The organism is Bacillus sp. ISL-46, assembly GCF_018613205.1.
Window position 1 is genome coordinate 1 of sequence record NZ_JAGGQR010000031.1, and the last position, 22,375, is coordinate 22,375.

The following is a 22,375-nucleotide window of genomic DNA, read 5'->3' on the forward strand; positions in this document are numbered from 1 at the left end:
CGCAGCGGTCGATGATGAGACGCCGAGAGACGAGGCGATAATCTGGAACAGCGGTTGAGACAAATAAAGATTCCCGACTGCCAGCCCTGCGGCAATCGCGAAGATGATTGTTTTCGCCGGGGTCATCCGGCGATCGGAGTTGGTGGATATTTTTGACATGATGAAACCTCCTAATAATCTAACGGCTGTGACAGCCTCGTTAATATACTGTCGCAACTGTTTATTTAACTTTCTTAAAATATTTCTTTAAGGTGCTTTCCTTATAAATTGTTTTTACATTAAACGAATAATCATAGGAATTTTATAAATTAAGCCTTAAGCAAGTATAACTATATTACCTTCGAGTTACACGAAGTCAATAGTTTAAAATTACTTTTTTGTTCTGTATTTATGGGTTTACAATCTTGAGAACTTAAAGTATTATCACTTTATCACCTTCGTGTTACACGAGGTCAATAGTTTTAATCACTTTTTATTACCCTCCTTTGTAATTCTCTATTTAAATTCTTTTGAAAGATCCCTTAACCTACATGATTTATTATGGGATTAATTACAGAACAGAACCTTGAACATTTGTAACTATACAACATTCGAGTTACACGAAGTCAATAATTTAAAATTCTTTTTTTTTTGTTCAGCATATAGGATTTACAATCGTAAGAATTTAAAGTATTATCACCTTACTATCTTCGTGTTACACGAAGTCAAATATTTAATATTATATAATTCATTGAAATATAAGGAGGGCTAACATGTACACTGTAAAAGAAGTTGCCAAATTACTTGATTTAACTCAACACACTGTTCGCTTTTATACTGATAAGGGATTAGTTCCAAGTTTACAACGTGATAAAAATAATAATCGAATCTTTAATGACGACTCTATACAATGGCTTTCCGGTGCAAAAAAATTAAAAAAATGTGGTATGTCAGTAGAAGATATCAAAAAATATGTAGAACTGTGTTTGGAAGGCGGTACTACTATTCAGGACCGATATGAAATAATAGTAAAGCAAAAAGAATTAGTTCTAGCTCAATTAGAAGAAATAAAATCGATGGCAGAATATATTACTAATAAAGAGAAACACTACCGTGACATTATAAATGAAATAATCCCGGATGATACCAACCCTTCCAATTGGCAAAATGATAAAAATGTCAATTCATCCTGTCCCTTGGCAAAAGATAAAATGCCGATTGCTCATTAGTTATTGCTAATACTAATGATACTGCTAGTCGATGTTCCTTATCGGGACATCGACTTTTTAACTTTGTGAGGAAATACACTTAAACTAACCTGCCCCGTTACTTGAATAAGAAAAATGCTTTACTATTTGTTAAAGTAAAGTACCCGATAGTTTAAGTGCATATCTTCACAATCTAATAAAGATTAGCATCAATTACGATACTTTAGCCACTTTCTTCGGATTCGGTACAATTTGTGAAACAAACGTCCAAAGTATTAAACAAATAATGAGGAAGCCAACATTCAAACTGATTACTCCTCCCCATCCGTATGCAGACCAAAACACCCCTCCGAGTGTTCCACCTACACTAGAACCCGTATAGTAAAGAAATAAATATAATGATGAAGCTTGTGCTTTGTTTTGTAAAGCACGTTGCCCGACCCAGCTGCTTGCAATCGAATGACCTCCAAAGAATCCATAGGTAAACAATCCAAGTCCAAGTATTTTAATCAATAAATTAGAATCCAAAGTTAAACAAACACCGATTAATGCAATTAATAAGCTGATGAATAATACCTTCTGCTTTCCGTGACGATCTACCAATTTTGCTGTCCAGACAGAGCTAAACATTCCAACTATCATGATTAAAAATATCCAACTTACAAATGTTTGGCTAAGCGAATAGGGTTTTCCGAGTAATACATAACCAATATAATTGAATAACGCTACATTACTCCCTAAAAGCAAAAATCCTATGACAAATAAGCAAACTAGACCTGGATCTTTCAGATGGTCAACTAATGTTTTACCTAACTTACCAAGTTCTAACTGACGAGCTTTGAAATTTTGTGAAGGTGGCAAACTATTCCAAAAAATTAAGGTAGCAGCTAAACTTATGATTCCAATTCCCCCTATTGCAATGTGCCAACCAAAGTAGTCGCTCAACATACCAGAGAAAACTCTGCCAAAAACAGCACCAATGGAATTGCCACATATATATAACCCCATAGCCGAACCAAGACTCTTGGATTCTATTTCTTCACCAAGATAAGCCATTGCAATTGAGGGCAATCCAGCCAATGAAATTCCTTCAATAGTTCGTAAACCTAGCAGAAAATGAAAATTTGGACTGAATGCTGTGAGAATACAAAACACAGAAGCAGCCAGCATGGAAATGACCATAATAGGCTTTCGTCCCCATACTTCTGACAAAGAACCCAAAATCAGCATGCTGATGGCAAGAACTATTGTTGTTATGGAAAGAGACAGACTTGCAGTAGCTGGATTAATGTTATATTCTTTTGTGAATTCTGGCATTAAAGGTTGAACACAGTAAAGAATAGCAAATGTATTAAAACCAGCAGCAAAAAAAGCAAAGCTGGTTTTGCGAAATAGAGGCGTACCTTTTTGAATGTAATTCATAATACAATCACCCAATTCATATGACTTCCAACATAATGCATAATAAAAATCTCTTTATTTCAAATTATGTATTTTGCTTCTGATTTTTATAGTACCACCGATTATACATGATGTATAATTCATTATGTTAATGTATTTAATGCATTTATGTAATGAATAAACCAATGGAAAGTGGTGTTATAAAATGGAATGGCAACAGTTTGAATATTTTCAAACACTGGCAAGAATGCAACACGTAACCCATGCCGCAGAAGCCTTATCAATCTCCCAGTCAGCCCTTAGCCGTTCGATTGCCCGATTTGAGGATGAAATAGGTGTGCCTTTATTTGAACGTCAGGGACGTTCAATTAGATTAAATAAATATGGTCATATCTTTTTAAAGCGTGTGGATAATATGATGAATGAATTCTATGAAGGCAAACAAGAAATTAAAGATTTACTCGATCCAGAGCAGGGAGAAGTATCGCTTGGGTTTCTGCACACTTTAAGTACAAGTCATATACCTGATATACTCGCCTCTTTTCGATCCTGCTATCCTAAAATCAATTTTCGTCTTGGACAAGGACCCTCCCACAATCTTATTGACCAGTTGCAATCAGGAGAGTTTGATCTTTGTCTAATTGCTTCTATGGAGAATAAATCACCAATTGTATGGAGACAGCTTTGGAATGAAGAACTTTTCGTTATAGTCCCTAAAGACCACAAATACGCTTATCACAAAAATATTACATTAGAAGAAATTGCAGATGAATCTTTTATCCATTTAAAAAAAGGATTCTCACTTCGTATTACCTTCGATCAATTATTTAAAGAAGCGGGAATTACTCCTAAGATAACATTTGAAGGAGAGGAAGCAGACACTGTTGCAGGGCTTGTCGCTGCGGGATTGGGAATATCAATTCTACCGAATTTAAAGGGAACAGATCAAAGTAAAATATCACAAATACCTATCAATAGTAAGCAATGCCAGCGGACAATTGGAATTGCGTGGGTAGATGGAAGATATTTATCACCTGCAACTCAAAAATTTAAACAATATGTCTTGGACCATTCCTACGAATTAGAATAGGAGTGGTCATTTTTTTGAAACAAAATTTTAAATTGTAATGTTAAATCTGTATTAGATAAATCTCCTCTTATTGAACTCCCTCAGTTTAATACGATTTTCTCCCGAATATTCGCAGGATTTCATACAACTTGATAACCAGTAATGATTAAATGAAGGGGAGGACGATCCGTTACAGGCACGTGAAGGCATAGTGAAATAAAGGACTATAATAATACTCCATTATTTACCATATGATGTACATTCTCCACGCCGCCCCTGGAGGCTTTCCCTCCCATGTCTCAACGGGTCAATTGCCCTATCATTCCTTCGTCATGCCTATCCAAGGGGTGGAGGCCAGTTATGCTAACCTGATGGGTCTGTGCCCTTTTGTTCAATAAATCTGGTACTCCGTACATATTTGAAATCCTACGAATAAGCCAACATTCGACTTGTGTAAACTCTATTTAATACAGAAAAAGATTATTTTTAAAGTCTTATTAAAACTTGTGTACTAAGCTGCCAAAAGTGTTAAAGCTTGTACTTTATCAGGATTATAAGATTCATTTCGACGAGCGATTCCCACTAAACTTCTAGTAAACTTACCAATCAATTTCATAATTGATTTCATTTTCTTTATTTTTTTAACCTTAACATTCTGGGTGTGGATTGCTTGAAATTCTGGGTTATTCACCACAAGGTTCATTGTAGCCAAGTAAAGGAATCGCCGTAGCCTTGATCTTCCTCGTTTTGATAACACAATTTGCCCTTTCCACTTTCCAGAACTAGCTTCAGCGAGGTGTAATCCTGCATGTCGAAGTAGCGAATTACCGTGAGAAAATCCACTAATATCTCCAGCTTCACCTAAAATGCCAGCTAAGGAAATTTCACTAATACCTTTGATGGTAAGCAACTTTTTAGCATAAGGGATTTTATTCAATACATCGGTAACTTGCTTTTCAACTCTTTCGAGTTGAATTACTGCTAAATCATATTCTTCAAGTAATTGCTCCAAATGAAATTTATAAGCATCTAGTGCTTGTCTTGAACTGATGGAGTTCTTGGCTACCTGAAGAAGTAATTGGGCCTTTTTTAATCCAGGTTGCCGCTTCATCAGTGATTTCCAGCCTATAATAATCTCATGAGGCTGCTTGGTGGCCAATTCCATCGGAGTAGGAAAAAGACGAAGGGTAGCGATTGCCCCTTTAGCAGTAATGTTTTTAAACACTTGACGGAGTTCTGGAAAGACAATATCTACCCAGAGATTTAATTGATTAACAGAACTAACAAGTCGTTTAACCACTACATCACGGTTAGACATAAGAACTCTTAGTTTTTCAAAAGATTCTGATGTGTATCTAACCTCGGAGTAGTAGCCGTTCTTTACCATATCAGCTATAACTAAGGCATCTTTTTTATCGCTTTTTGACTGAGTATTATCACGGTTTTCTTTATTCCTTTTTACTAAATGTGGGTTCACCGTTACTACCTCAATATTTTGTTTAAGAAGCCATTTTGAAAGATTGATCCAGTAGTGCCCAGTTGGTTCCATCCCAATAATTGCTGCATCTAAGTTATTTAAACTTTTTAAATCATGAATCCAGTTTAATAGTTTAACGAACCCCTCTTCATTATTTTCAAATGTAATAGGGTCTCCAACTACAATTCCACGGAAGTTAACTGCTCTTGCAACGTGTAGTTGTTGAGCAATATCCACACCAACAATAAGATGTGTATCGGAAATTCTTTCAATTAGTTGATTTTGTTTGTCTTGCATTTTAAAATTCATAGTAGGGCTTCCTCCTTAAGACTCTGAGTTAGATTGGACTCTATACTCGTATCTTACTGAGGTGCTCTATTTTTTTCAAACCTGATATTTAACGATCTACAGGAATGCTAACCTGCTTCTTTAGCTTAATAATAACTGCCGTTTCAATTTCGTAAATCAGGTCAATAATTCCTGTAAAAAAGAAATTTCCGGGAGAGATGAAATTGTTATTATCTAAGGCATGGGAAACGTATGAATCTGATAAACGAATTGAAGGATTTTCACCGCAAACATTAAAAGCATATAAACTTCAATCCAGCCTACTTATACGCTTTTTTAAAGATGTTCAACTTGATACTATTACTACCGATCAAATAAAAGCTTATTTAGCGAAATCAAGTGAAAAGCTCAGACCTGCCAGTTTGGCTCATCGAATTCGTTTTATGAAATCAATGTTTCGATGGTCACATGAAGAAGGACATATCCCCCAATAACCCAGCAGTTAAAATAAAAGAACCTAAAACAGGCAAACGAATCCCTAAATTTTTGACCGAAATGGAAATTGAACATCTACGTGAAGCCTGCTACAGCCCAATGGAAAACGCTCTGTTTGAATTCATGTTCTCCACCGGGTGCAGAATAGGAGAGATAGTCACCTTAGATAGAATCAGAATTAATTGGTCTAACCGGTCCGCAGTTATAAGAGGTAAAGGTGATAAAGAACGGGAGGTCTATTTTAATATCCGCGGCGAAATTTGGTTAAAACGATACCTGGATAACCGTGTAGACAGGGCTCCTGCTATATTGCGCTGGGTATTAATAGACGTCATTAATATAGCCCGCCCACATGTGTTAGCAGACTCGAATTCAGAACGAATGCATTTGCCGCTGATTTTAACACCATTTCCTCCAGCATTCCAATCACCTCTTTCCGATTCTTAATCCATGATTTTCTACGCACGTAAATTTTATTCAGAATTACTGCCGCTAATCCTGTAAATTAATTTTACATTTTTTAAAAAAAGGAACTTCGATAATATCCATCTTCTTTGTTTGAATTTTCTTCAACCTGACCTATAGTTGAATAACGCTATTATCTGAGTTTTCCATTCGGTAAAGCCGGTAATACTTCCTCTAAATAATTAATTTGGAGGGAATTATTTTGCTATTATCTAAAGCATGGGAATCTTACGAGGCGGACAAAAGGATTGAAGGTTTCTCCTCACAAACACTCAAAGCTTATCATCTTCAAGCTAAGTTACTTATTCGTTATTTTAACGACCTAAACATAGGAGACATTACTACAATTCAATTAAAAGAATACTTCGCAAGATCTAATGAAAACTTGAAACCATCCAGTCTAGCTCATCGCATTCGATTTATGAAATCCTTTTTCCGTTGGTTACATGAAGAAGGACATATTTTGAAAAATCCTGCAGCTAAAATAAAGGAACCCAAAGTAGGTAAGAGCATCCTAAAGTTTTTAACGGAAAGAGAATTAGAGCATTTACGGGAAGCTTGTAACACCGCAATGGAAAAGGCTATTTTTGAATTTATGTTTTCAACCGGGTGCAGAATTGGAGAAGTTGTTTCGTTAGATAAAAATTGTATTAATTGGTCAAACAGGTCAGCTATTGTCCGCGGGAAAGGAGATATAGAAAGGGAAATTTATTTTAATATCCGCTGTGAAATAGGGCTAAAACGGTACCTGGACAATCGTCAAGATAAGGACCCAGCTATTTTTGTAACTGAACCTATACACGAAATATTTTTAGACCATGAAAAGGCGATGCTTGTTGAAGCATCGCACCCGTTAGCCATCCATGAAGCTCAACTTCAACACATAATATGTAAGAAAATATCGTTCTTAAATGGTAGTAAAAATGAGTACCCCTTTAACATAGCCTAAATAAAAAAGAGAAGGAAACAATGTTCCCTCTCCATAGCTTTCTTTTTTAGTATCAGTAATTTAATTTATTCTAATAAAATGCAGTCTACTACTCCTTAAAATAAAAATACTTAGTTTTTACAAATAATACTCAATCATTTTTGCAAACTTTTCTTTCAGTTTTTCTTTTATAGATAATTGATTGACGTCAGAGGATGTTACTCGCTTTGAATTTTGGATGTCTTCATTGATGACTGGCTTTATTTTAGAAATAAAGACAGGGTCATGAATATAGCAGTTCATTTCTTCATTTAAATGAAACGAGCGCGAATCAAAATTTACGGTCCCTACCATCAATACGTTTTTATCAATCAAGAATACTTTACCGTGTATCACTCCCTTTTTATAACCGTATACTTCTATTCCCTGTTTTAATGCTTTTCGAATATATGGATACGCTGCCTCTTTAACTAACAGTGCATCCGAATGAGGTGAGAACAGAATTTTAACACGAACCCCTCTTTTTCTTGCATCCACTAATGAGTTCCAAATAGGTCTGTCATTTAGTATAAAATAAGGTGTTACTATAATGATGGACTCTTTTGCTTGCTGAAACAGCATTGCATAATCTTGCCCAAGTTTTTCTCCGCTATAATATGCAGTAAATCGATGCGAGGTTGCTCCCTTTTCCTTTGTCGTGCTGTGTATAGGAATCTGTTGCTCTGTGTTTTTCTTCCAGTCTAACACAAATTGATGTTCTAGATCTTGAACTCCTTCTCCTCGTATTTGAAGGTGATAATCTCTCCAGTGACCGAGTTTTACTTTTTCTCCTAAATACTTCTTGCCGATGTTAAATCCGCCAATGTACCCAATCCTTCCATCAATAATTGAAATACGGCGATGATTCCGACGATCCAAAGAAGCAAAAAGATAAGGTAAAGCAGGCTTATTGTAATACGTAAAATGCACTCCTGCTTTAACCAATAATTCTCTTTCCCTCTTCTTTAGTAAAATTCCACCCAGCCTGTCCACTGCATAATATACTTCTATACCTTCCTGGCTTTTTTGTCTCAATAAATCTAGAAATTGATGACTTACTTTATCATCAGCAATAGAGAAAAAGTTGATATACACGTAATGTTTTGCTTTCCTTATATCTGAGAATAATTGATTGTCTAACTGTTTCCCGTCCGTATACATAGTAATATTACTTTGACGAATCGGGTATTGGATGGGCTGCTGGTCAAATACCATCCTTTTTTCGGCTGCTGTTCTGTCAATATTACTCCAAGGAAGCAAAACAAAACATGCGCCGAAAAATACAAATAGGAGTACTTGAAGGATTTTCCGTATCTTTTTCAGCATATTTAATCTCCTTTATATATTATCGTTTTCATTCTGTTAGTTTTTGTTATCGGGACAAAACTATCCCGTTAGCCCTCCATGGAGCGGAAGTTTCGCAATAATTGTTGTACTGTTTATTCTACCTATTATCGTAGGTTCTGCCTTTGTTGGTCGAAGATATTATTAATTTATAAAAAAGGGGGATTTTACATGCTTGGTTACTGCGGATATGGTTATGGTGGTTACGGCTATGGAGGATATGGATATGGTTACGGCGACCGTTCAACATTCGTTCTAATTGTCGTATTGTTCATGCTATTAATTATTGTAGGGGCTTCCTGGTTTTAACCCAATAACCTTTTATTACCATTAGCCTTTATACGACTAAGCATTATGGAGGAACTTCCACCATTTGGAAGTCCCTTTTATATTTACTACCAATAAAGATTATTTCTTTTCGATTTCCAATTGGAGAATAAAATATTTTCGGAAATTTTCATTACTATTGTTTAATTCAAACAATTAACCTTTAACATCCTTGTCTAACTAGACTAAACTGCTTCGTTAGTCGAATAAGCAAGGGGATCGCCGCAGCAATCCCCGTTTACAGAACAAGATTCATATTCTCATTTTATGTTCCGTTTTAGTCCTTAAACTTTTTGATTTAAGGTGTAGTAATTGTGATATATAATTTGTGAGCATCGGAATTCCATGTGTAAGTTTTAATGTACTTCATTAACTAGCTGCTTCATCGCGTTTAACTCCGCAGAAAGCGCCAAAAACCATTCCTTATCCCCTGTTGATAATGCCAAGTCTAGGAGAAATTCAATTTGTGACTTGTTGGTTACATTAGAAACAGGCAGTTTTTTCACCCGTTTACTTAAAATAGGTATTGTTTTGCCAAACAATTGATTATTGTCACTTGTAACAACCGTTACCTTCACTATTCCTTCTATACTTGACAGTGATTCAATATAGCCAATCATTAATTCGCCATCCCGTGATTCCGCCTTAATCCAATCACCTGTCTTTAAAATCGTATTATTATTGGAGAACATAGTTTTTTTCACCTTCTTAATTTTTTTGCGTTTAATCCTAGGATATGCCAGCATTAATTAATCTGTAATGTTTTTTATTACATTTTACTTAAAGAGATCTGCAGTTCTTTACCGGTCACTCACGCTTATTAACAAGATCAACAACCTCTTTGATTGTATACTTCTTTAAATATTCTCCCAGATGTTCTTCTGCTCCGAAGAAAATGTTACAGAGAACTCTTTGCATATTCGCCCCTACAATACACTTTTCATTTGACTCAGGACACTTGGGCTGCAGTGCACCATCTGAGGTTATCTTATATATATCCCAAAGATTCACTTCACTTTGACCTAGTGCAAAAATAAATCCGCCGCCAGTTCCCTCTTTTGATTTAATAAATCCATTTTTTTTTAACAAACTTAGCACTTTTCGAATGCGTACCGCATGGACGCCAGCACTTTCCGAAATGGCATCGCTTGTTGACATGCGGTCTGGCTGTAGAGCAAGAAAAGATAAACTATGAATGGCAAGTGTAAAATCACTATTCATGTGCTTGCCTCCTAAGCAATAAAACTTTTCACTAGTTTTACTATTACATGTATTGTCTGCATCTTTTTTTAAAATTAATAACGTACTGTAATACTAAGCATTACAGATTAGGTAGTTAAGCATTTAGCTTTTCTAATTCCGTGGATAAGCCGATTTATTTAAATATCCCATTGTTTTTTGACTTGCTCTTCTGCGATCCGTTTAATTTTTTCCCATGGCATATCTTTTTCCGCTATGACATTGGTATGGTAATTCCGATTTTTATAATTTACTGTCACGAAAACTTCAAACATCCGTTTTTCCTCCTTTTAAAAAACATATATAAATTAAATATATAAAGGTTTTAAATTTAACTATAAAGACTAAGCATTTTGCCCTTATTATTTCATTTTAATTGGCCTCTTTTTGCAATTCGGTGTACAAATAGTTTCGTATCCTACGGGGCAGAAAGCTACGAATTTCGTCCTCGTTATATCCAACCTGTAATCTTTTTTCGTCCAAAATAATTGGCCGGCGCACCATTTTGGGATGCTCCATTATTAATTTATACAATTCATTAAGCGGGAGAGATTCAATATCTATGTTTAATTCTTGGAACGCCTTCGAATTCGTTGAAATAATCTCGCTCGTCCCCTCTTCTGTCATGCGAAGAATCGATTTAATCTCATCGACTGTAAAGGGCTGAGATAAGATGTTTCTTTCCATATACTCAATTTGATGCTCTTCAAGCCAAGCTTTCGCTTTTCGGCAAGAACCACAACTCGGTGTGGTATACACAATCACCATACTTTTACACTCTCCTTCGTGTATTTTGGCAAGTATATTTAAATGTAATAAAAAATCTTACAGTTGCTATACTGTAAATTTAATCGTTACAGTTCATTTTGTCAATTGTAAAGTTTTGGTTTTAATTTATGATAAACCCCTTGACAGCTCTTGTTGGGTTCCTCCAATGAGACTGTTTTAAAGGAAATAGATTAAAATGGAGCTATATTAAAAAGGAGGTTAAATAGTTACTTGCATTCAATAAAAATCCTAAATATTCCATCACTGGATCTAGCATCCTAATGACCATTTCATTTCTTTTATGATATATTTCTTATCGTAGTCGATGAGCAAACAAACATGAAATGGTGAGTAATCGCGGCTCATGTTTACATGAGTTGAGGAAAGTCCAGGCTCGCCCGGTGCTGAGATGCCCGGAGTGTTCGTGCCATCTGCAAAGGTGGGCAGCAGACTTCGTATCTGCTGACGGCGGAGAAATCATGCTAAGTCCTCAAGGATATGCTGAGAGTAACCTGAAAGTGCCACAGTGACGAATTCTTCTGGAAACAGAAGAAATGGAACGGGTAAACCCCACGAGCGAGCAACCCAAACTTTGGTAGGGGCACCATCCTGCGGGAATAATGAACCAAAGGGATGGATCGGTCTTCTAGACTGATAGTCATATGATTACACCTGTTGTGCGAGATTGGCATCGCTAGAGCACGCAGGAACAGAACCTGGCTTACAGCCATTTCATGCGCCGAATTCATCAACTGTTAGGGATATTATTCCCTCCGATTGTTCCATTCCTTATAATTACCCATAAGAAAGATCCTAGCCAATACTAGTATAAATATCTCTTACTGTTAACGAACCGTCTAAATAGTCCTGCCCATCCATGATGACATGCATCGGGACCACTTGACCATTATGTTTTTCAGCTAATTCTTCAGGTAAATTCGCACCACTCTCTGTCGACAAAATCAGTCTTCTCATTAATATCCTCCATTTCCAGATAAAAAACCGTTACTAGTCGTTCTTATTTTTATATTCTACTCCTGTAACTGCTAAACTAAAATTAAAAAGAAAAGTTAATTATAAAATAACCGACATTCATAATAGAATGTCGGCTAAACGTCACCAAAACCTAATTGGATATTACAATAATACTTACTTTAAGACATTGTTTTGACGATACCAACTACTTTACTTTTAGGAATAGTTGGATCATGTTGGACAATAAATGCCTTCGAAAATCGATCTAAATACGTCTCTTCATGTGATTTCGGAGTGAGAATAATGAGCTTTCGTTTTAGTTCGCTAACATACAAATCAAACACTTTTACTTTCCGGTGTTCGTCTAAAGCACTATCAAACTCATCAAGGACAATAAATCCAGGTGTCGTCTGGAGGTTTTGTAGAAGTGAGAGGGCAAATAATAGGGAACTTAAAGATTCCTCACCACCCGATACCCCTTTACCAACTCTACCGCCGCGCGCTTTAATACTCACATCTTCCATGGCACCACGATGACCTTCTTTCCGAGCCTTGATATACAAATTAAAATGTGTCCGACGTCTTCTGTCTTCATATGGCTCCCAACTTATTTCCCCTTCAAATTGGAACTGACTCATATAGAATTTAAACCGCTGCTGAAGCTCAAGAACACGCATATTAATCGTTGTTTCCAATTGATCCTTAAGATTTTCTGTTCTTTCTTTATCCTGATCAAGTAGTACTTTCGTCCGTTTATATTCATTATCCAAACGTTCATATTCCGATTTTACAGTATCATAATTTTCCTGGGCAGCCGGGTCTATATCCGCCTCCTGGCGGGCATTATCAAAAATAATTTTACCGTTTTCACGATTTTTCTTTAATTGTGATTCAGATAGGAAAGACTCAGATACACTACTTTTGGCAGATTCATCGTATATTTCGGATATTAACCTTTGTACATCTACCAATTCCTTAATAATTTTCACAAGTTCGGATTGGCAAGTTTCCTTGTCGTCAAAGTAATTCTTCTTTTGTTTTTCAATGCTTGAAATCTTTCGCCCGGCGTCCTCAAGTACATCATTTAGATTTCTAAGACCCCGTTCTGTTCTATTAATATTTCTTTCTAATTGATCAATATTTTCATTAAGTGCTTCAAGCTGCTTCTTCTGATTTTTAAGGTTCTCTTTTTCTTGCCCCAACTGATTTTGCAATCGATTCCGTTCTTCATACTTTACTTTCATTCTTCCGAGTTCTTCATATATTTTTGCTTCGTCGATTAATACCTTTTTCAAATTCTCTTGTTGTATTTGCAGCCTCATCAAACGATCTTTTTCTTGACCCATTTCATTGATGCTTTCATTTATTAAATCTTTTAGGTGTGATTCATCTTCAAACTTCTTTTTCCTTACTATTCTTTCATGTTCATTCGTCATAAACGCTTCAGATTCTTTGACTTGATGAATAATACTATTAAGCTCTTGAATAATCTTTGTATCAGCAGTGATTTGCTCATCCAATTGAGAAAGATTTTGAGAAAGGTCCCTTACAAGCTTCTCCACTTCCAGTTTGCGGATTTTTAAAGCTTTTACACTCAAAATATAACGTTCTTTTTCCTGTGGGCCACGTATTCCCATTGGATCAATCAAAATTCCATTCCTGATTGAAAAAGAACCTTGTTTAAAAAATTGCTCGACCCACCAAAGTGCTTTCATCGCATAAGTTAGAACTTCCTCATCTAACCCTTCCTTAACTTGTAAGTGCAAAGCCGGCAATTTTGTCAATACTCGGTCAGGAACCACCTTCATTAGCGGTACATGATAGAGATCGTTTGGAGGTATGACATCTTTTCCATTGAAAAAGATGGTATATTTTATTGCATCGTATAATTGTTCATCTTTTAGTTGTGAAGTCGCATCTAACTCTAGCAGTTCCCGAAGAGCAAAAGCCTTTACTTTCTGAGAAGCAAAAAATTTCATTGACTCTACTTGCCGTAATGATAAATCCCGATTCTCCTTTAGCAGCATTAATTCCTCTTTTAAAACTTTTAGCTTTTGTGTATCAGAGAAATAGATTTCTTTATTAGAAGTGACTCTTGCTTCAAGAGAACGAATCTTTTCTTGTACATCATGACTGCTTTTATATTGTAGTATTCTTTCATCATGAACTTTTTCTGATTTTTCATCGCGTTCAATCTCTTGTTGGATACTCGTAACTAATTCTACCTGCTTTTGCCAAGCATTATTTTTATCACTCAATTGCTCTTGGTTGTGCATAAATTCAGCATCTGTTTTTTCTTGCTCTTCCAAAAGCTTCTTAAGTGCTGTTTTTACTTCTTCTTCTGTTCTCGTTAATTGATTTTGTCTTTTTGTAATGGATTCTAATTCTTGGTCAAGTTCTTGAATCCGAGCTTGTAATTGTTTAATTCCCTCAGTTATTTTTTCCTGCTTTTGTTCTTGTTCATTAATCTCTAATTCTATTTGTTGGTACTCTGCTTTAGAAATAGCTAATTGTTCCATCGTGTGTTCTTTTAAGCCTTTATTAACAGAGAAATTATCCTTTTCTTCAGCAATCTCCTCTTCTAGAGTCAAAACCAAATCTTCTAATCTTTCAATTTCCTGCTTATAATGCGCTTCTAACTGAAATAGGGATTCAGCATAAAGCCTTCCACCTTCAAATAGTCGCTTTTGATTATCCAAAAATCGATCTAATGCAGACTTTTTCATAGAGAGTTCAGTTTTCATAAGCTTTACATTCGACTCGGCTATTCGGAGAGATTCCTCTGTGTCTTTTACCTTCTCCATACTTTCTTCCCAATCACGCTGCACTTGATCAATACCATGCATTTCACTAAAAATCCGGAACCGCTCCTCAGGATTCATGACAGCGAATTGGTTCACCTCTTGTTGGTACCATATCAAATAGAAGAGATCGGGATCCACTTTGTATTTATATGAAGATCCCTTTTAAAGGCGGTGAAGTTATAGAACCTATCCCCTGATGAATACTTAATGCTTTCTTCCCATTCATCGATATTATCACCAGTAGAAATACGAAACTCCTTTTTTATAGGCTGGCCTGGGTCCTGGATAATTTTCAAACTCAATTCCACAAAAGTAGGGGCATCAATTTTCATCCAGCCTTCATTTTTGAACAATAAGGAAATTCTAGCTTTCCATGTCAGGTCAGTCGGTAGATTACGGGACTTTAATCCTTCCACATCAACTTTCGAAGAATATAAAACAGCCCCCATACAAAAAGTAATCGTGGACTTCCCGGCACCATTTGGTCCGGTAATCATGACATGGTCATTCTCTCCTGATAAATCTAATAGAGTTGGTGGGTAGTCACGGATACCTGAAAAGGTAAGTCTCCATGGAATCATTCTTCATCACCCTTTTGATAGAGATTATATCGTTTGAAAAACTTTAACACTTCTTCTTTGTTCAGCTGATTGGATTGACTAAACTCAGCCGTCCGCCTTAAGAAAGAGTCTGTAAACATATGAACACCAATGGCGGTGAGTTGGTAAGCTTTTTCTTGAGAGTTTGTATCGTATTCTTCTATGGCACCAATTTTTTTAAGTGGGTCAATATTCAACAATAGTCGCTGATTCGCCTTTGTCGTTTCGTGACCAAAGGCATTTAAAAGTTGATCAAATAAAGTAAATTCATGTTGTAGAACTTCCTGTTGATAAAACATATATAGTAAGATGGACAAGCTTTCCTTTGTTAAGGTATTCCGTGCAGCTCTTGCTGGGACTCTCATCATGATGATTACTTGGTCACGTCGTTCATCATAAATCACTTTGATATATCGGTTAATTGCTTGGTTTACCCTAGTTAGAAAAGAGAAGAATTTCTCATCGTTTCCTTGGATATGAAGCAGCTTTTCCACTTCTTTTCTAGAAAGACCAAAGTTTCCAGATCGAATGGATGCTGAGGAAGAAAACAGAATATTCATAAAGGTCAATTCCTCTTCTTCTGTTAAAAAGCCCTTTAAGGATTGCATCACATTAAGTGGATTCACATTGACTTCGTTTCTATCATCTATCATTTCACTCTGGTTGTTTTTCTCTCTTGTTTCGTTTTCTGATAATGTTGGATCCATCGTCACGATTCATCCACTCCCATTTTCGTTCATATTTTGGTATTTCTACCTTTTCTTTCGGCTTTGTTACGGTTATTTTTTTGTTTCCGACTAAAGCTGCAACTGCTGTAATGGCATTAACAGCATCACTCCACTGTGTGGATGTAGCCTCAATGACCAGTTGTTCCATTGGTGTTTCATCATGTTCGATTAAATAGGATTCAATCGCTTCAGTTTCAATCATTGACTTCGTCAGCTTCCATTGAGTTTCTCCCAGTAACTCTTCCATATCTTCCTCAGAAATAACTTCAGTTCTATATTCAAGCTCATCTTCAATTTCCTCAATTGAAATTGCTAACGGTTCATATGTTTCTAGATAGTGAATGGCCTCATCTATGGCTGCAGGGGCAATTGGTGCTGCGAACTTTATCGGCATCCACAAACCATCTATAGCTTCATCCTCATACTGTCCTTGTTCCATGAAACTAAATAATTGATAAACATTTGGTACATCGGAATCCAGTGGAGGATCGTACATTTGGATAATAAAAGCACGGATCTTTTCTGGCTGAATTGTAAAGGACAATGGTGTTTTTTGCATATGAGTGAATCTCAGGTATTTATTAATCATTCCTAAGCTTAAATTTGTCCCTTCAGCAAGTACTGCGGTACCCTTTTGCATTAGATTTGATAGAACTAAACTATCTTCAACTGTTTGAAACAATCTAAACCGTTCCTGTAATTTGACTTCTAACTCTTCCATTAACTGGTGAATCACTTCTAACTGTGGGAGTGCATTTCGATCTGCCAGCAATTCAAGCTCACGTTCTTTCATGATTTGAATCGCATTCTCAACGTTACGAATCATACTAGCAATCTTATTTCCACCAGAAATTCCATTGTCATCATATGCTTCACTCAATTCAGCATCTCGTCTTGCTTGAAAGAGTGAACGGCCAATATCGTCTTGCATATAGTAAGCCAATGAATCATTAGCCAAACGGATCAAGGCATCCATCATCCGTTTCCCAACATCACGCATTTTCAGCTGCCTGGATTGTTTAGAAATCCAGTTATATTTAACAAGGACATTGACAATTTGCTCTACTTTTTTCTTTGACGGCGGTTCAGGGTCGTTATAGCGGTTTCGATAACGAAAATAAACCATTTCAGCATTTTCAATTGGATCATCTAAGCCTAAAGCTTCCTCATTTATCAATTGAATAATCTTAAGAAAACGTAGAATTTCTGCAGGTGATTGAAAGGCGTTTTGTGATCCTAAATCACTTAAGACACCCGATAAGGAGGCAATGTCTCTCATCGACTGGTGAACTTCGGGATTGGAATCATTTACCTTAAAAATTGAAATTAATGTTTGATCCACTTTTTCCATTCATCTGCACCTCCTAAAACCTGTTCCTGCTCAATTTTTCTGTCTTTCAGTAACATCTGCATATATGCCTCATAATCCTGCAGGTTTTCAAGGACCTCTTTTTTGTGTGTAATCCACTTAATGATACGGTTATATTTTTCCGAAACCGTCAGATACACTTCTTTTGCTATTTGTAACCCATCTAGGTCGTAATCACTCCATATCAAAACCTGCTGAATCTTTCCGTTTGTTAAAAGCTGTTGAATACAATTCTTATGAGAGGACCTTAGGTGTCCATCAATACATACAACCAGGGAATCTGTTTCTTCAAGAAAATTCTTGGCAGCTGCCAATCTAGTTAAAATCGCTCTATTTTCAACAATCCATAGGGTAGTTGAATTTGTCGTATATTCCTCTTCGGCGATTGATAGGTCTGTTAGTGAATGAACGGGTCCATAACGATAGTCCGAGAAAAGTCCCGTTATTTGTCCAGAAAAATATAGAGGAGTGATTTTTCCAAGACTCGTCATACCTAACCGTGCGGCTGGACAATTTGTCCATTCCTCTAATTGGTTGATATACGCGTCTTTATACTGATCGAATTCCTTTGAACCTCCAATTTCTTTATAATAACTAGCACCGATTTCCTTCCAGTCAAATTCATTTTTGTGAAAACAAATGTGTAAAAATGCTGAAATAAAATGGAGGAATTTTATTCTCTTTGATACAGACCATCCAGAAGGAAAGTGTGGCAATTCTTTAAGTTCGAAGGAGCTTTGTTGGCAAATCTCGTTTACAATCGATAGACATGAATGGTACCCTTTATCCCGCTTATTGGAAATATCAGGTTTGAAAATTTGAACTAGAGATTGTGCCATCCCCTTCCAATTGCTAAACTCTTGTTCTAATTTAACTTCTTTTGCTCGGATTTGGTTCTGTTGGTATTTATACAACCAATAACTCATTCGATAATGTATCACATCTGGGGTTTTTCCATCCTTTTTAAACCGAATTTCCTTTAGAATTAAACCTTGGTTAAACCATTCCATTGTGTTCTTTTCATGCTCATTTAATGAAACCTTTTTCTTTGGTGTAATGCCTATACTTAACAATTCATCGGCGACAATGGCTGACTCTTCTTTTTTCTCATGGTCAGCAATTATTAATAAACCAACAACTCGAAGCGTTCTTTCAGTCTGCTTAATTATTTTTAATTCAAAAAAAGAATCACCACTTGTTAACTTGTTGGTGTAGTCGATTCGCTCACCACTTTTTAATAGATAGGTATTTATATAACTCAATTCTTCTTGATTTATCATAGGTTTTCTCCATCCATTTAGTTAACTATATTTTATCAAAGTAATAGAGTCATGGTGATTGTAAATATTATGAAATCGAGATTGACAAGCACGGAGCAAAATCAGCTTTGTTCCAGATTGGGTATTTGAGAAACCCAAAGATACTCCAATCCTTTATTTTACACAGCAGCATGATTTATTCCGCATATTCCTATTTCCATACCTTCCATTAATTCACACCAAAGAAAGACATATTATTATTGATTTTTAACACAAACAATCATTCTTATAAACAATTCACAAGTGCAACAATTGACTCTTATTATGAAGATGATAAAGAAATTTTGCTGACAGAGTAAATACAAGAAACAGTTGAAGTGGTAGAGGTGAAAGAAGACAAACTTTCAGAGGATTTCTTAGAGTATACCCGTTAGTATTATATAGCTTATAAAAATAGTTAAGATCTTATTGGTAGCAATTTTGAATTAATAGATGATGGGTATTTCAGTCCAGACTTAAAAGGTCCTGAATAAATCTCTAAACGTCCAAAATTTTGCTTCTATTTGAAGCCATTTAATACTTTATCCCTTACAAAGTTCATGTCTTTAATATTAAATTTTTACATGAACATCTTTATACATTTTATGAACAGTTGTAATTGTAGTGATGCCGCTATGTTCATTAGACTAGCATTTACGAGTGCCGGCACCAACCATAATGCCTTCTAGAACATAAAAAGTGCCAGTAACCATTCAGGGTACTGACAGTTTTCATAATTTCTAATTAACACTTTCTCACGAACATTTTCAGTCCTCAAAAAGGAGTAGATCTTTTTCTTCAAGTTCAATATTTTTGACTTTTCCAATAAAAAGGGAATGATCCCCTTCTACATGGATGTTTACCACTTCACATGTAACTTGAGCAAGTGAGCATCTTATTACCTGCAGATCATTTAAGGTGTCAAATGCTACTTCTTTTTTCAAATGTCCTGCAAAAATCATTGATAATTCTTGTTGGTCACTCGATAAAATATTCACTTTGGTTGTCATAGTGATCAAATCCACTTTCTTACCCGCCCGGTTTAACTCCACCATTCTTCGCAATATTTCTTTATGACTTGTACTTCAGCTGATCAGGTTGGATCAGAGTACCCTGTAGTAAGTATTCCGCTGATAATAAAAAAACATTCCTTACAAAATGTAAGAAACGTTGATAAATAATCTTTTCTGAGCACAATCTGATACCAGTTGTCTGGGTCGAACCGAAATTTCAGAGGAACAAGATTTTGATTCTTGCGCTTCTGCCAATTCTGCCACACCGCATTATGTTAAGCAGGTATGTAAAAAATAACCATTCGTAACTTAACCAAAAGATACCTCAACTTTTCCTATCTGGCTAAACTCAGCTGTAAAGACATCTCCCTTTTGAGCTACAACAGCCGCCGATAGGGCTCCAGATAAAATGACTTCCCCAGCTTTTAAAGTAACATCGTATTCATTTAGTTTATTTGCCAGCCATGCAACACATGTTGATGGGTGACCTAATACATCAGCCCCTGTCCCTTTATTCATGAACTGACCATTTTTATAAAGACTCATTTCGATTTTCGTTAAATCCATTCCATTTGGATCGAACCTTTGACCTCCTAAGGTGAACAGTCCACAAGAGGCATTATCCGCAACCGTATCTTCTAATTTAATTTTCCAATCAGTAATACGGCTATCAACGATCTCAATAGAAGGAACAATATATTCTGTTGCTTCTAGGACGTCTTCCACTGTAACAGCTGGCCCTATCAAATCTTTTTTCAACACAAAAGCAAGCTCGCCCTCTACCTTAGGGTTAAAAAGCGTTTCGATTGGAATGCTGCCACCATTCGGAATATCCATACCATCCAATAAATGACCGTAATCGGGCTGATCAACTCCTAATAGCTCCTGCATCGCAAACGAAGTTAACCCGATCTTTTTCCCAACGATTTTTTGGCCATCCTTAACCTTCTGATCAATACTTTTCATTTGAACTCGGTAAGCATCATGAATAGTGATATGAGGATACAAATCCGTAAGTGGGACAACAGACTTTTTGTTTTTTTCAGCTTGAAGTAAATGCTTATAGGCTTCTACAATTTGAGCCACTTTTGACCCTTCTTTCTATTTATAATGGGTTTATTTTTCATCTAAACAAATAAGGGACGACAAAAAGTATGATCCTTTTTCCCCGTTTGAACCTTTTCAGCCTTCATCCGCCGATTCCAGACGATGGTCAAGTTTCCTTCGAGCCATGATGGAATCTGATCTATACTAGTAAGCGTTACGTTTTTCTCGTTTACCATCACTTCGGTCTGCAAAGATTTGCTCTTATTCTTCAATGTCACATCATAGCTCCCAGGCGCAGGGAGTGTATAGTGCGAATAGGGAGTTAAAACCGATCCAGCGCCTTCGCATTTTAATTCGTAAGAGCGCCCGATAAGATAGGGCAGCTCCTCGACATTCCCATCTAACAGTTGTTGTCTAATACGAGTCGAACTGATTTTTTCCCCTTTGTACTCCACCTTGTCGACCGTAGTTACATCCATCCGACCTCCGGAATCTTGTTTCAATGTATCCATATTCCCTGCACCAAGGCTGCCATACGAAAAGTCATATCCTGCTACTGCATGAATAACACCCAGATTGATCAAGTATTCCTTAACAAATGCTTGAGGTGACAACCCTGCAAAGTCTTTATCGAACTCCACAAGGTAAAAAGTATCAACACCTAGTTCACTAAGCTTCTTTTCTTTTTCGGACTGCGGCATTAAATAGTGAACACATGCCTTCCCCCCGATGACCGTTTTCGGGTGAGGAAAGAAACTCATTACTGACAGTGAGACTTGTCTTTCCTTTGCTTCCCACAATGCAGTTTGAATCACTTTTACATGCCCATGATGGAGACCGTCAAAACATCCAAGTGCCATAACATTTGAGCATGCCATTTCCTGATAAGCAGCCAAATTTTCCTTACTTAAATAGATCGTTTCCATACAGTCTCCTTTCATGTTCCAATAATGAAGTCAGCTTATACTTCTGCCAATACACGATATTTTCCGTTAAAGAACACAAGCGGTTCCTTCTCTTCAAGATGAATATCAGTTACTTTTCCAATAAACAAAGTGTGATCTCCTTCAATATGCTCCGCGGATACTTCGCAAGCCACCTGTGCGATCGCGCCTGCTAACACTGGTTTGCCATCTAGACGATCAAAAATAACTTCACGAGGTTCCTTGATTTGTCCCGCAAAGATCATCGATAGCTCTTGTTGATCCGCAGCCAAAAGATTCACAGTAAAGATCTTGCTTTCCTTGATTTTATTTAAAATTTTTGCCCTTTCTCCAATTGAAATGACAACAAGCTTTGGATCAAGGGATACAGACATGAAGGCATTTGCCGTCATACCATGTACATCCCCATCCAGTTCTGTCGTAATCACGGTTACCCCTGTAGCGAATTTTCCCATTGCCGTTCGAAATTGACGATCATCCATCTCTATGAACCTCCCAAGATTATTTTTATATTAGTAAGAATATTGAAATTACCCACTTTACTTTTCGAAATCCTCCAATACGCGTAGGG

At 36.4% G+C, this 22,375-nt stretch carries 22 protein-coding genes, 1 other RNA gene and 2 pseudogenes; 8 read left to right on the top strand and 17 right to left on the bottom strand.

The features are described 5' to 3' along the window. Positions 1 to 752 precede the first annotated feature (752 nt). Positions 753 to 1,208 (top strand): MerR family transcriptional regulator, encoded by a 456-nt coding sequence (locus J7E67_RS16585; protein WP_214732394.1) that lies wholly within the window; start codon positions 753 to 755, stop codon positions 1,206 to 1,208. 192 nt (positions 1,209 to 1,400) lie between these two features. Here the strand turns inward: J7E67_RS16585 and J7E67_RS16590 are convergent, their stop codons facing one another. Beyond that, the gene (locus tag J7E67_RS16590) at positions 1,401 to 2,609 is read right to left on the bottom strand and encodes an MFS transporter (protein WP_214732395.1); all 1,209 of its coding nucleotides are present in this window, start codon (positions 2,607 to 2,609) and stop codon (positions 1,401 to 1,403) included. 184 nt (positions 2,610 to 2,793) lie between these two features. On the opposite strand from J7E67_RS16590, the gene J7E67_RS16595 reads away from it, so the two are divergent. After that, positions 2,794 to 3,678, top strand: coding sequence for a LysR family transcriptional regulator (locus J7E67_RS16595; RefSeq protein ID WP_214711980.1), 885 nt, complete (start codon positions 2,794 to 2,796; stop codon positions 3,676 to 3,678). Positions 3,679 to 4,168: 490 nt separating this feature from the next. On the opposite strand, the gene J7E67_RS16600 is transcribed toward J7E67_RS16595, so the two are convergent. Beyond that, complete coding sequence (locus J7E67_RS16600; protein WP_214732396.1) at positions 4,169 to 5,443, bottom strand: IS110 family RNA-guided transposase; 1,275 nt, start codon at positions 5,441 to 5,443, stop codon at positions 4,169 to 4,171. Between the two features lie 203 nt (positions 5,444 to 5,646). Here J7E67_RS16600 and J7E67_RS32120 point away from each other — a divergent pair, with 203 nt between their 5' ends. The 3 genes from J7E67_RS32120 (at position 5,647) to J7E67_RS16610 (ending at position 7,331) form a co-directional block, all read left to right on the top strand. Next, entirely contained in the window at positions 5,647 to 5,916 is a 270-nt protein-coding gene (locus J7E67_RS32120; RefSeq protein ID WP_308160348.1) for a site-specific integrase, read from the top strand. Then, a complete protein-coding gene (locus tag J7E67_RS32125) occupies positions 5,891 to 6,364 on the top strand; it encodes a tyrosine-type recombinase/integrase (protein ID WP_308160347.1) in 474 nt (157 codons plus the stop codon). Before J7E67_RS32120 ends, J7E67_RS32125 begins: the two co-directional genes overlap by 26 nt. A 220-nt stretch (positions 6,365 to 6,584) precedes the next feature. Then, a complete protein-coding gene (locus J7E67_RS16610) occupies positions 6,585 to 7,331 on the top strand; it encodes a tyrosine-type recombinase/integrase (RefSeq protein ID WP_214732397.1) in 747 nt (248 codons plus the stop codon). Between the two features lie 117 nt (positions 7,332 to 7,448). Here the strand turns inward: J7E67_RS16610 and J7E67_RS16615 are convergent, their stop codons facing one another. Continuing rightward, complete coding sequence (locus J7E67_RS16615) at positions 7,449 to 8,675, bottom strand: phospholipase D-like domain-containing protein (protein WP_214711978.1); 1,227 nt, start codon at positions 8,673 to 8,675, stop codon at positions 7,449 to 7,451. Positions 8,676 to 8,763: 88 nt separating this feature from the next. Here J7E67_RS16615 and J7E67_RS16620 point away from each other — a divergent pair. Together J7E67_RS16620 and J7E67_RS16625 are read left to right on the top strand one after the other, a co-directional pair. Further along, positions 8,764 to 8,841, top strand: a pseudogene (locus J7E67_RS16620) (YjcZ family sporulation protein); the annotation flags it as partial. Between the two features lie 23 nt (positions 8,842 to 8,864). Next, positions 8,865 to 9,002 carry a YjcZ family sporulation protein gene (locus tag J7E67_RS16625; protein WP_214711976.1) on the top strand — a complete coding sequence of 46 codons (138 nt, stop codon included), beginning with the start codon at positions 8,865 to 8,867 and terminating at the stop codon, positions 9,000 to 9,002. 374 nt (positions 9,003 to 9,376) lie between these two features. Here the strand turns inward: J7E67_RS16625 and J7E67_RS16630 are convergent, their stop codons facing one another. The 4 genes from J7E67_RS16630 to spxA form a co-directional block, all read right to left on the bottom strand. Next, complete coding sequence (locus J7E67_RS16630; RefSeq protein WP_214711975.1) at positions 9,377 to 9,712, bottom strand: IDEAL domain-containing protein; 336 nt, start codon at positions 9,710 to 9,712, stop codon at positions 9,377 to 9,379. A 115-nt stretch (positions 9,713 to 9,827) separates the two neighbouring features. Then, positions 9,828 to 10,241, bottom strand: coding sequence for an RrF2 family transcriptional regulator (locus J7E67_RS16635; protein WP_214711974.1), 414 nt, complete (start codon positions 10,239 to 10,241; stop codon positions 9,828 to 9,830). A 158-nt stretch (positions 10,242 to 10,399) separates the two neighbouring features. Continuing rightward, the gene (locus tag J7E67_RS16640; protein WP_214711972.1) at positions 10,400 to 10,534 is read right to left on the bottom strand and encodes a BA3454 family stress response protein; all 135 of its coding nucleotides are present in this window, start codon (positions 10,532 to 10,534) and stop codon (positions 10,400 to 10,402) included. Positions 10,535 to 10,631: 97 nt separating this feature from the next. Then, a complete protein-coding gene (gene spxA, locus J7E67_RS16645) occupies positions 10,632 to 11,027 on the bottom strand; it encodes a transcriptional regulator SpxA (protein WP_214711970.1) in 396 nt (131 codons plus the stop codon). A gap of 343 nt (positions 11,028 to 11,370) precedes the next feature. On the opposite strand from spxA, the gene rnpB reads away from it, so the two are divergent. Continuing rightward, positions 11,371 to 11,756, top strand: an RNA gene (gene rnpB, locus J7E67_RS16650) — RNase P RNA component class B. A 99-nt stretch (positions 11,757 to 11,855) separates the two neighbouring features. On the opposite strand, the pseudogene J7E67_RS16655 reads toward rnpB, so the two are convergent. The 10 genes and pseudogenes from J7E67_RS16655 to J7E67_RS16695 form a co-directional block, all read right to left on the bottom strand. Then, a pseudogene (locus J7E67_RS16655) lies at positions 11,856 to 12,002 on the bottom strand (DegV family protein); the annotation flags it as partial. Between the two features lie 179 nt (positions 12,003 to 12,181). Beyond that, the gene (locus J7E67_RS16660; RefSeq protein ID WP_251026821.1) at positions 12,182 to 14,923 is read right to left on the bottom strand and encodes a chromosome segregation protein SMC; all 2,742 of its coding nucleotides are present in this window, start codon (positions 14,921 to 14,923) and stop codon (positions 12,182 to 12,184) included. Further along, the gene (locus J7E67_RS31340) at positions 14,920 to 15,387 is read right to left on the bottom strand and encodes an AAA family ATPase (RefSeq protein ID WP_251026822.1); all 468 of its coding nucleotides are present in this window, start codon (positions 15,385 to 15,387) and stop codon (positions 14,920 to 14,922) included. Before J7E67_RS31340 ends, J7E67_RS16660 begins: the two co-directional genes overlap by 4 nt. Further along, positions 15,384 to 16,058, bottom strand: coding sequence for a hypothetical protein (locus tag J7E67_RS16665; RefSeq protein ID WP_214711982.1), 675 nt, complete (start codon positions 16,056 to 16,058; stop codon positions 15,384 to 15,386). The genes J7E67_RS31340 and J7E67_RS16665 overlap by 4 nt, the downstream gene beginning before the upstream one ends. 1 nt (position 16,059) lies before the next feature. Then, on the bottom strand, positions 16,060 to 17,484 hold the full coding sequence (locus J7E67_RS16670) for a hypothetical protein (protein WP_214732398.1): 1,425 nt from the start codon (positions 17,482 to 17,484) through the stop codon (positions 16,060 to 16,062). Beyond that, positions 17,460 to 18,782, bottom strand: coding sequence for a DUF2399 domain-containing protein (locus J7E67_RS16675; RefSeq protein WP_214732399.1), 1,323 nt, complete (start codon positions 18,780 to 18,782; stop codon positions 17,460 to 17,462). The genes J7E67_RS16670 and J7E67_RS16675 overlap by 25 nt, the downstream gene beginning before the upstream one ends. A gap of 785 nt (positions 18,783 to 19,567) precedes the next feature. Then, entirely contained in the window at positions 19,568 to 19,825 is a 258-nt protein-coding gene (locus J7E67_RS16680; protein ID WP_308161428.1) for a flavin reductase family protein, read from the bottom strand. Positions 19,826 to 20,122: 297 nt separating this feature from the next. After that, entirely contained in the window at positions 20,123 to 20,899 is a 777-nt protein-coding gene (locus J7E67_RS16685) for a 2-keto-4-pentenoate hydratase (protein WP_214732401.1), read from the bottom strand. A 41-nt stretch (positions 20,900 to 20,940) separates the two neighbouring features. Beyond that, positions 20,941 to 21,786 (bottom strand): FAD synthetase family protein, encoded by an 846-nt coding sequence (locus J7E67_RS16690; RefSeq protein ID WP_214732402.1) that lies wholly within the window; start codon positions 21,784 to 21,786, stop codon positions 20,941 to 20,943. 35 nt (positions 21,787 to 21,821) lie between these two features. Then, complete coding sequence (locus J7E67_RS16695) at positions 21,822 to 22,286, bottom strand: flavin reductase family protein (protein WP_214718491.1); 465 nt, start codon at positions 22,284 to 22,286, stop codon at positions 21,822 to 21,824. Positions 22,287 to 22,375 lie beyond the last annotated feature (89 nt).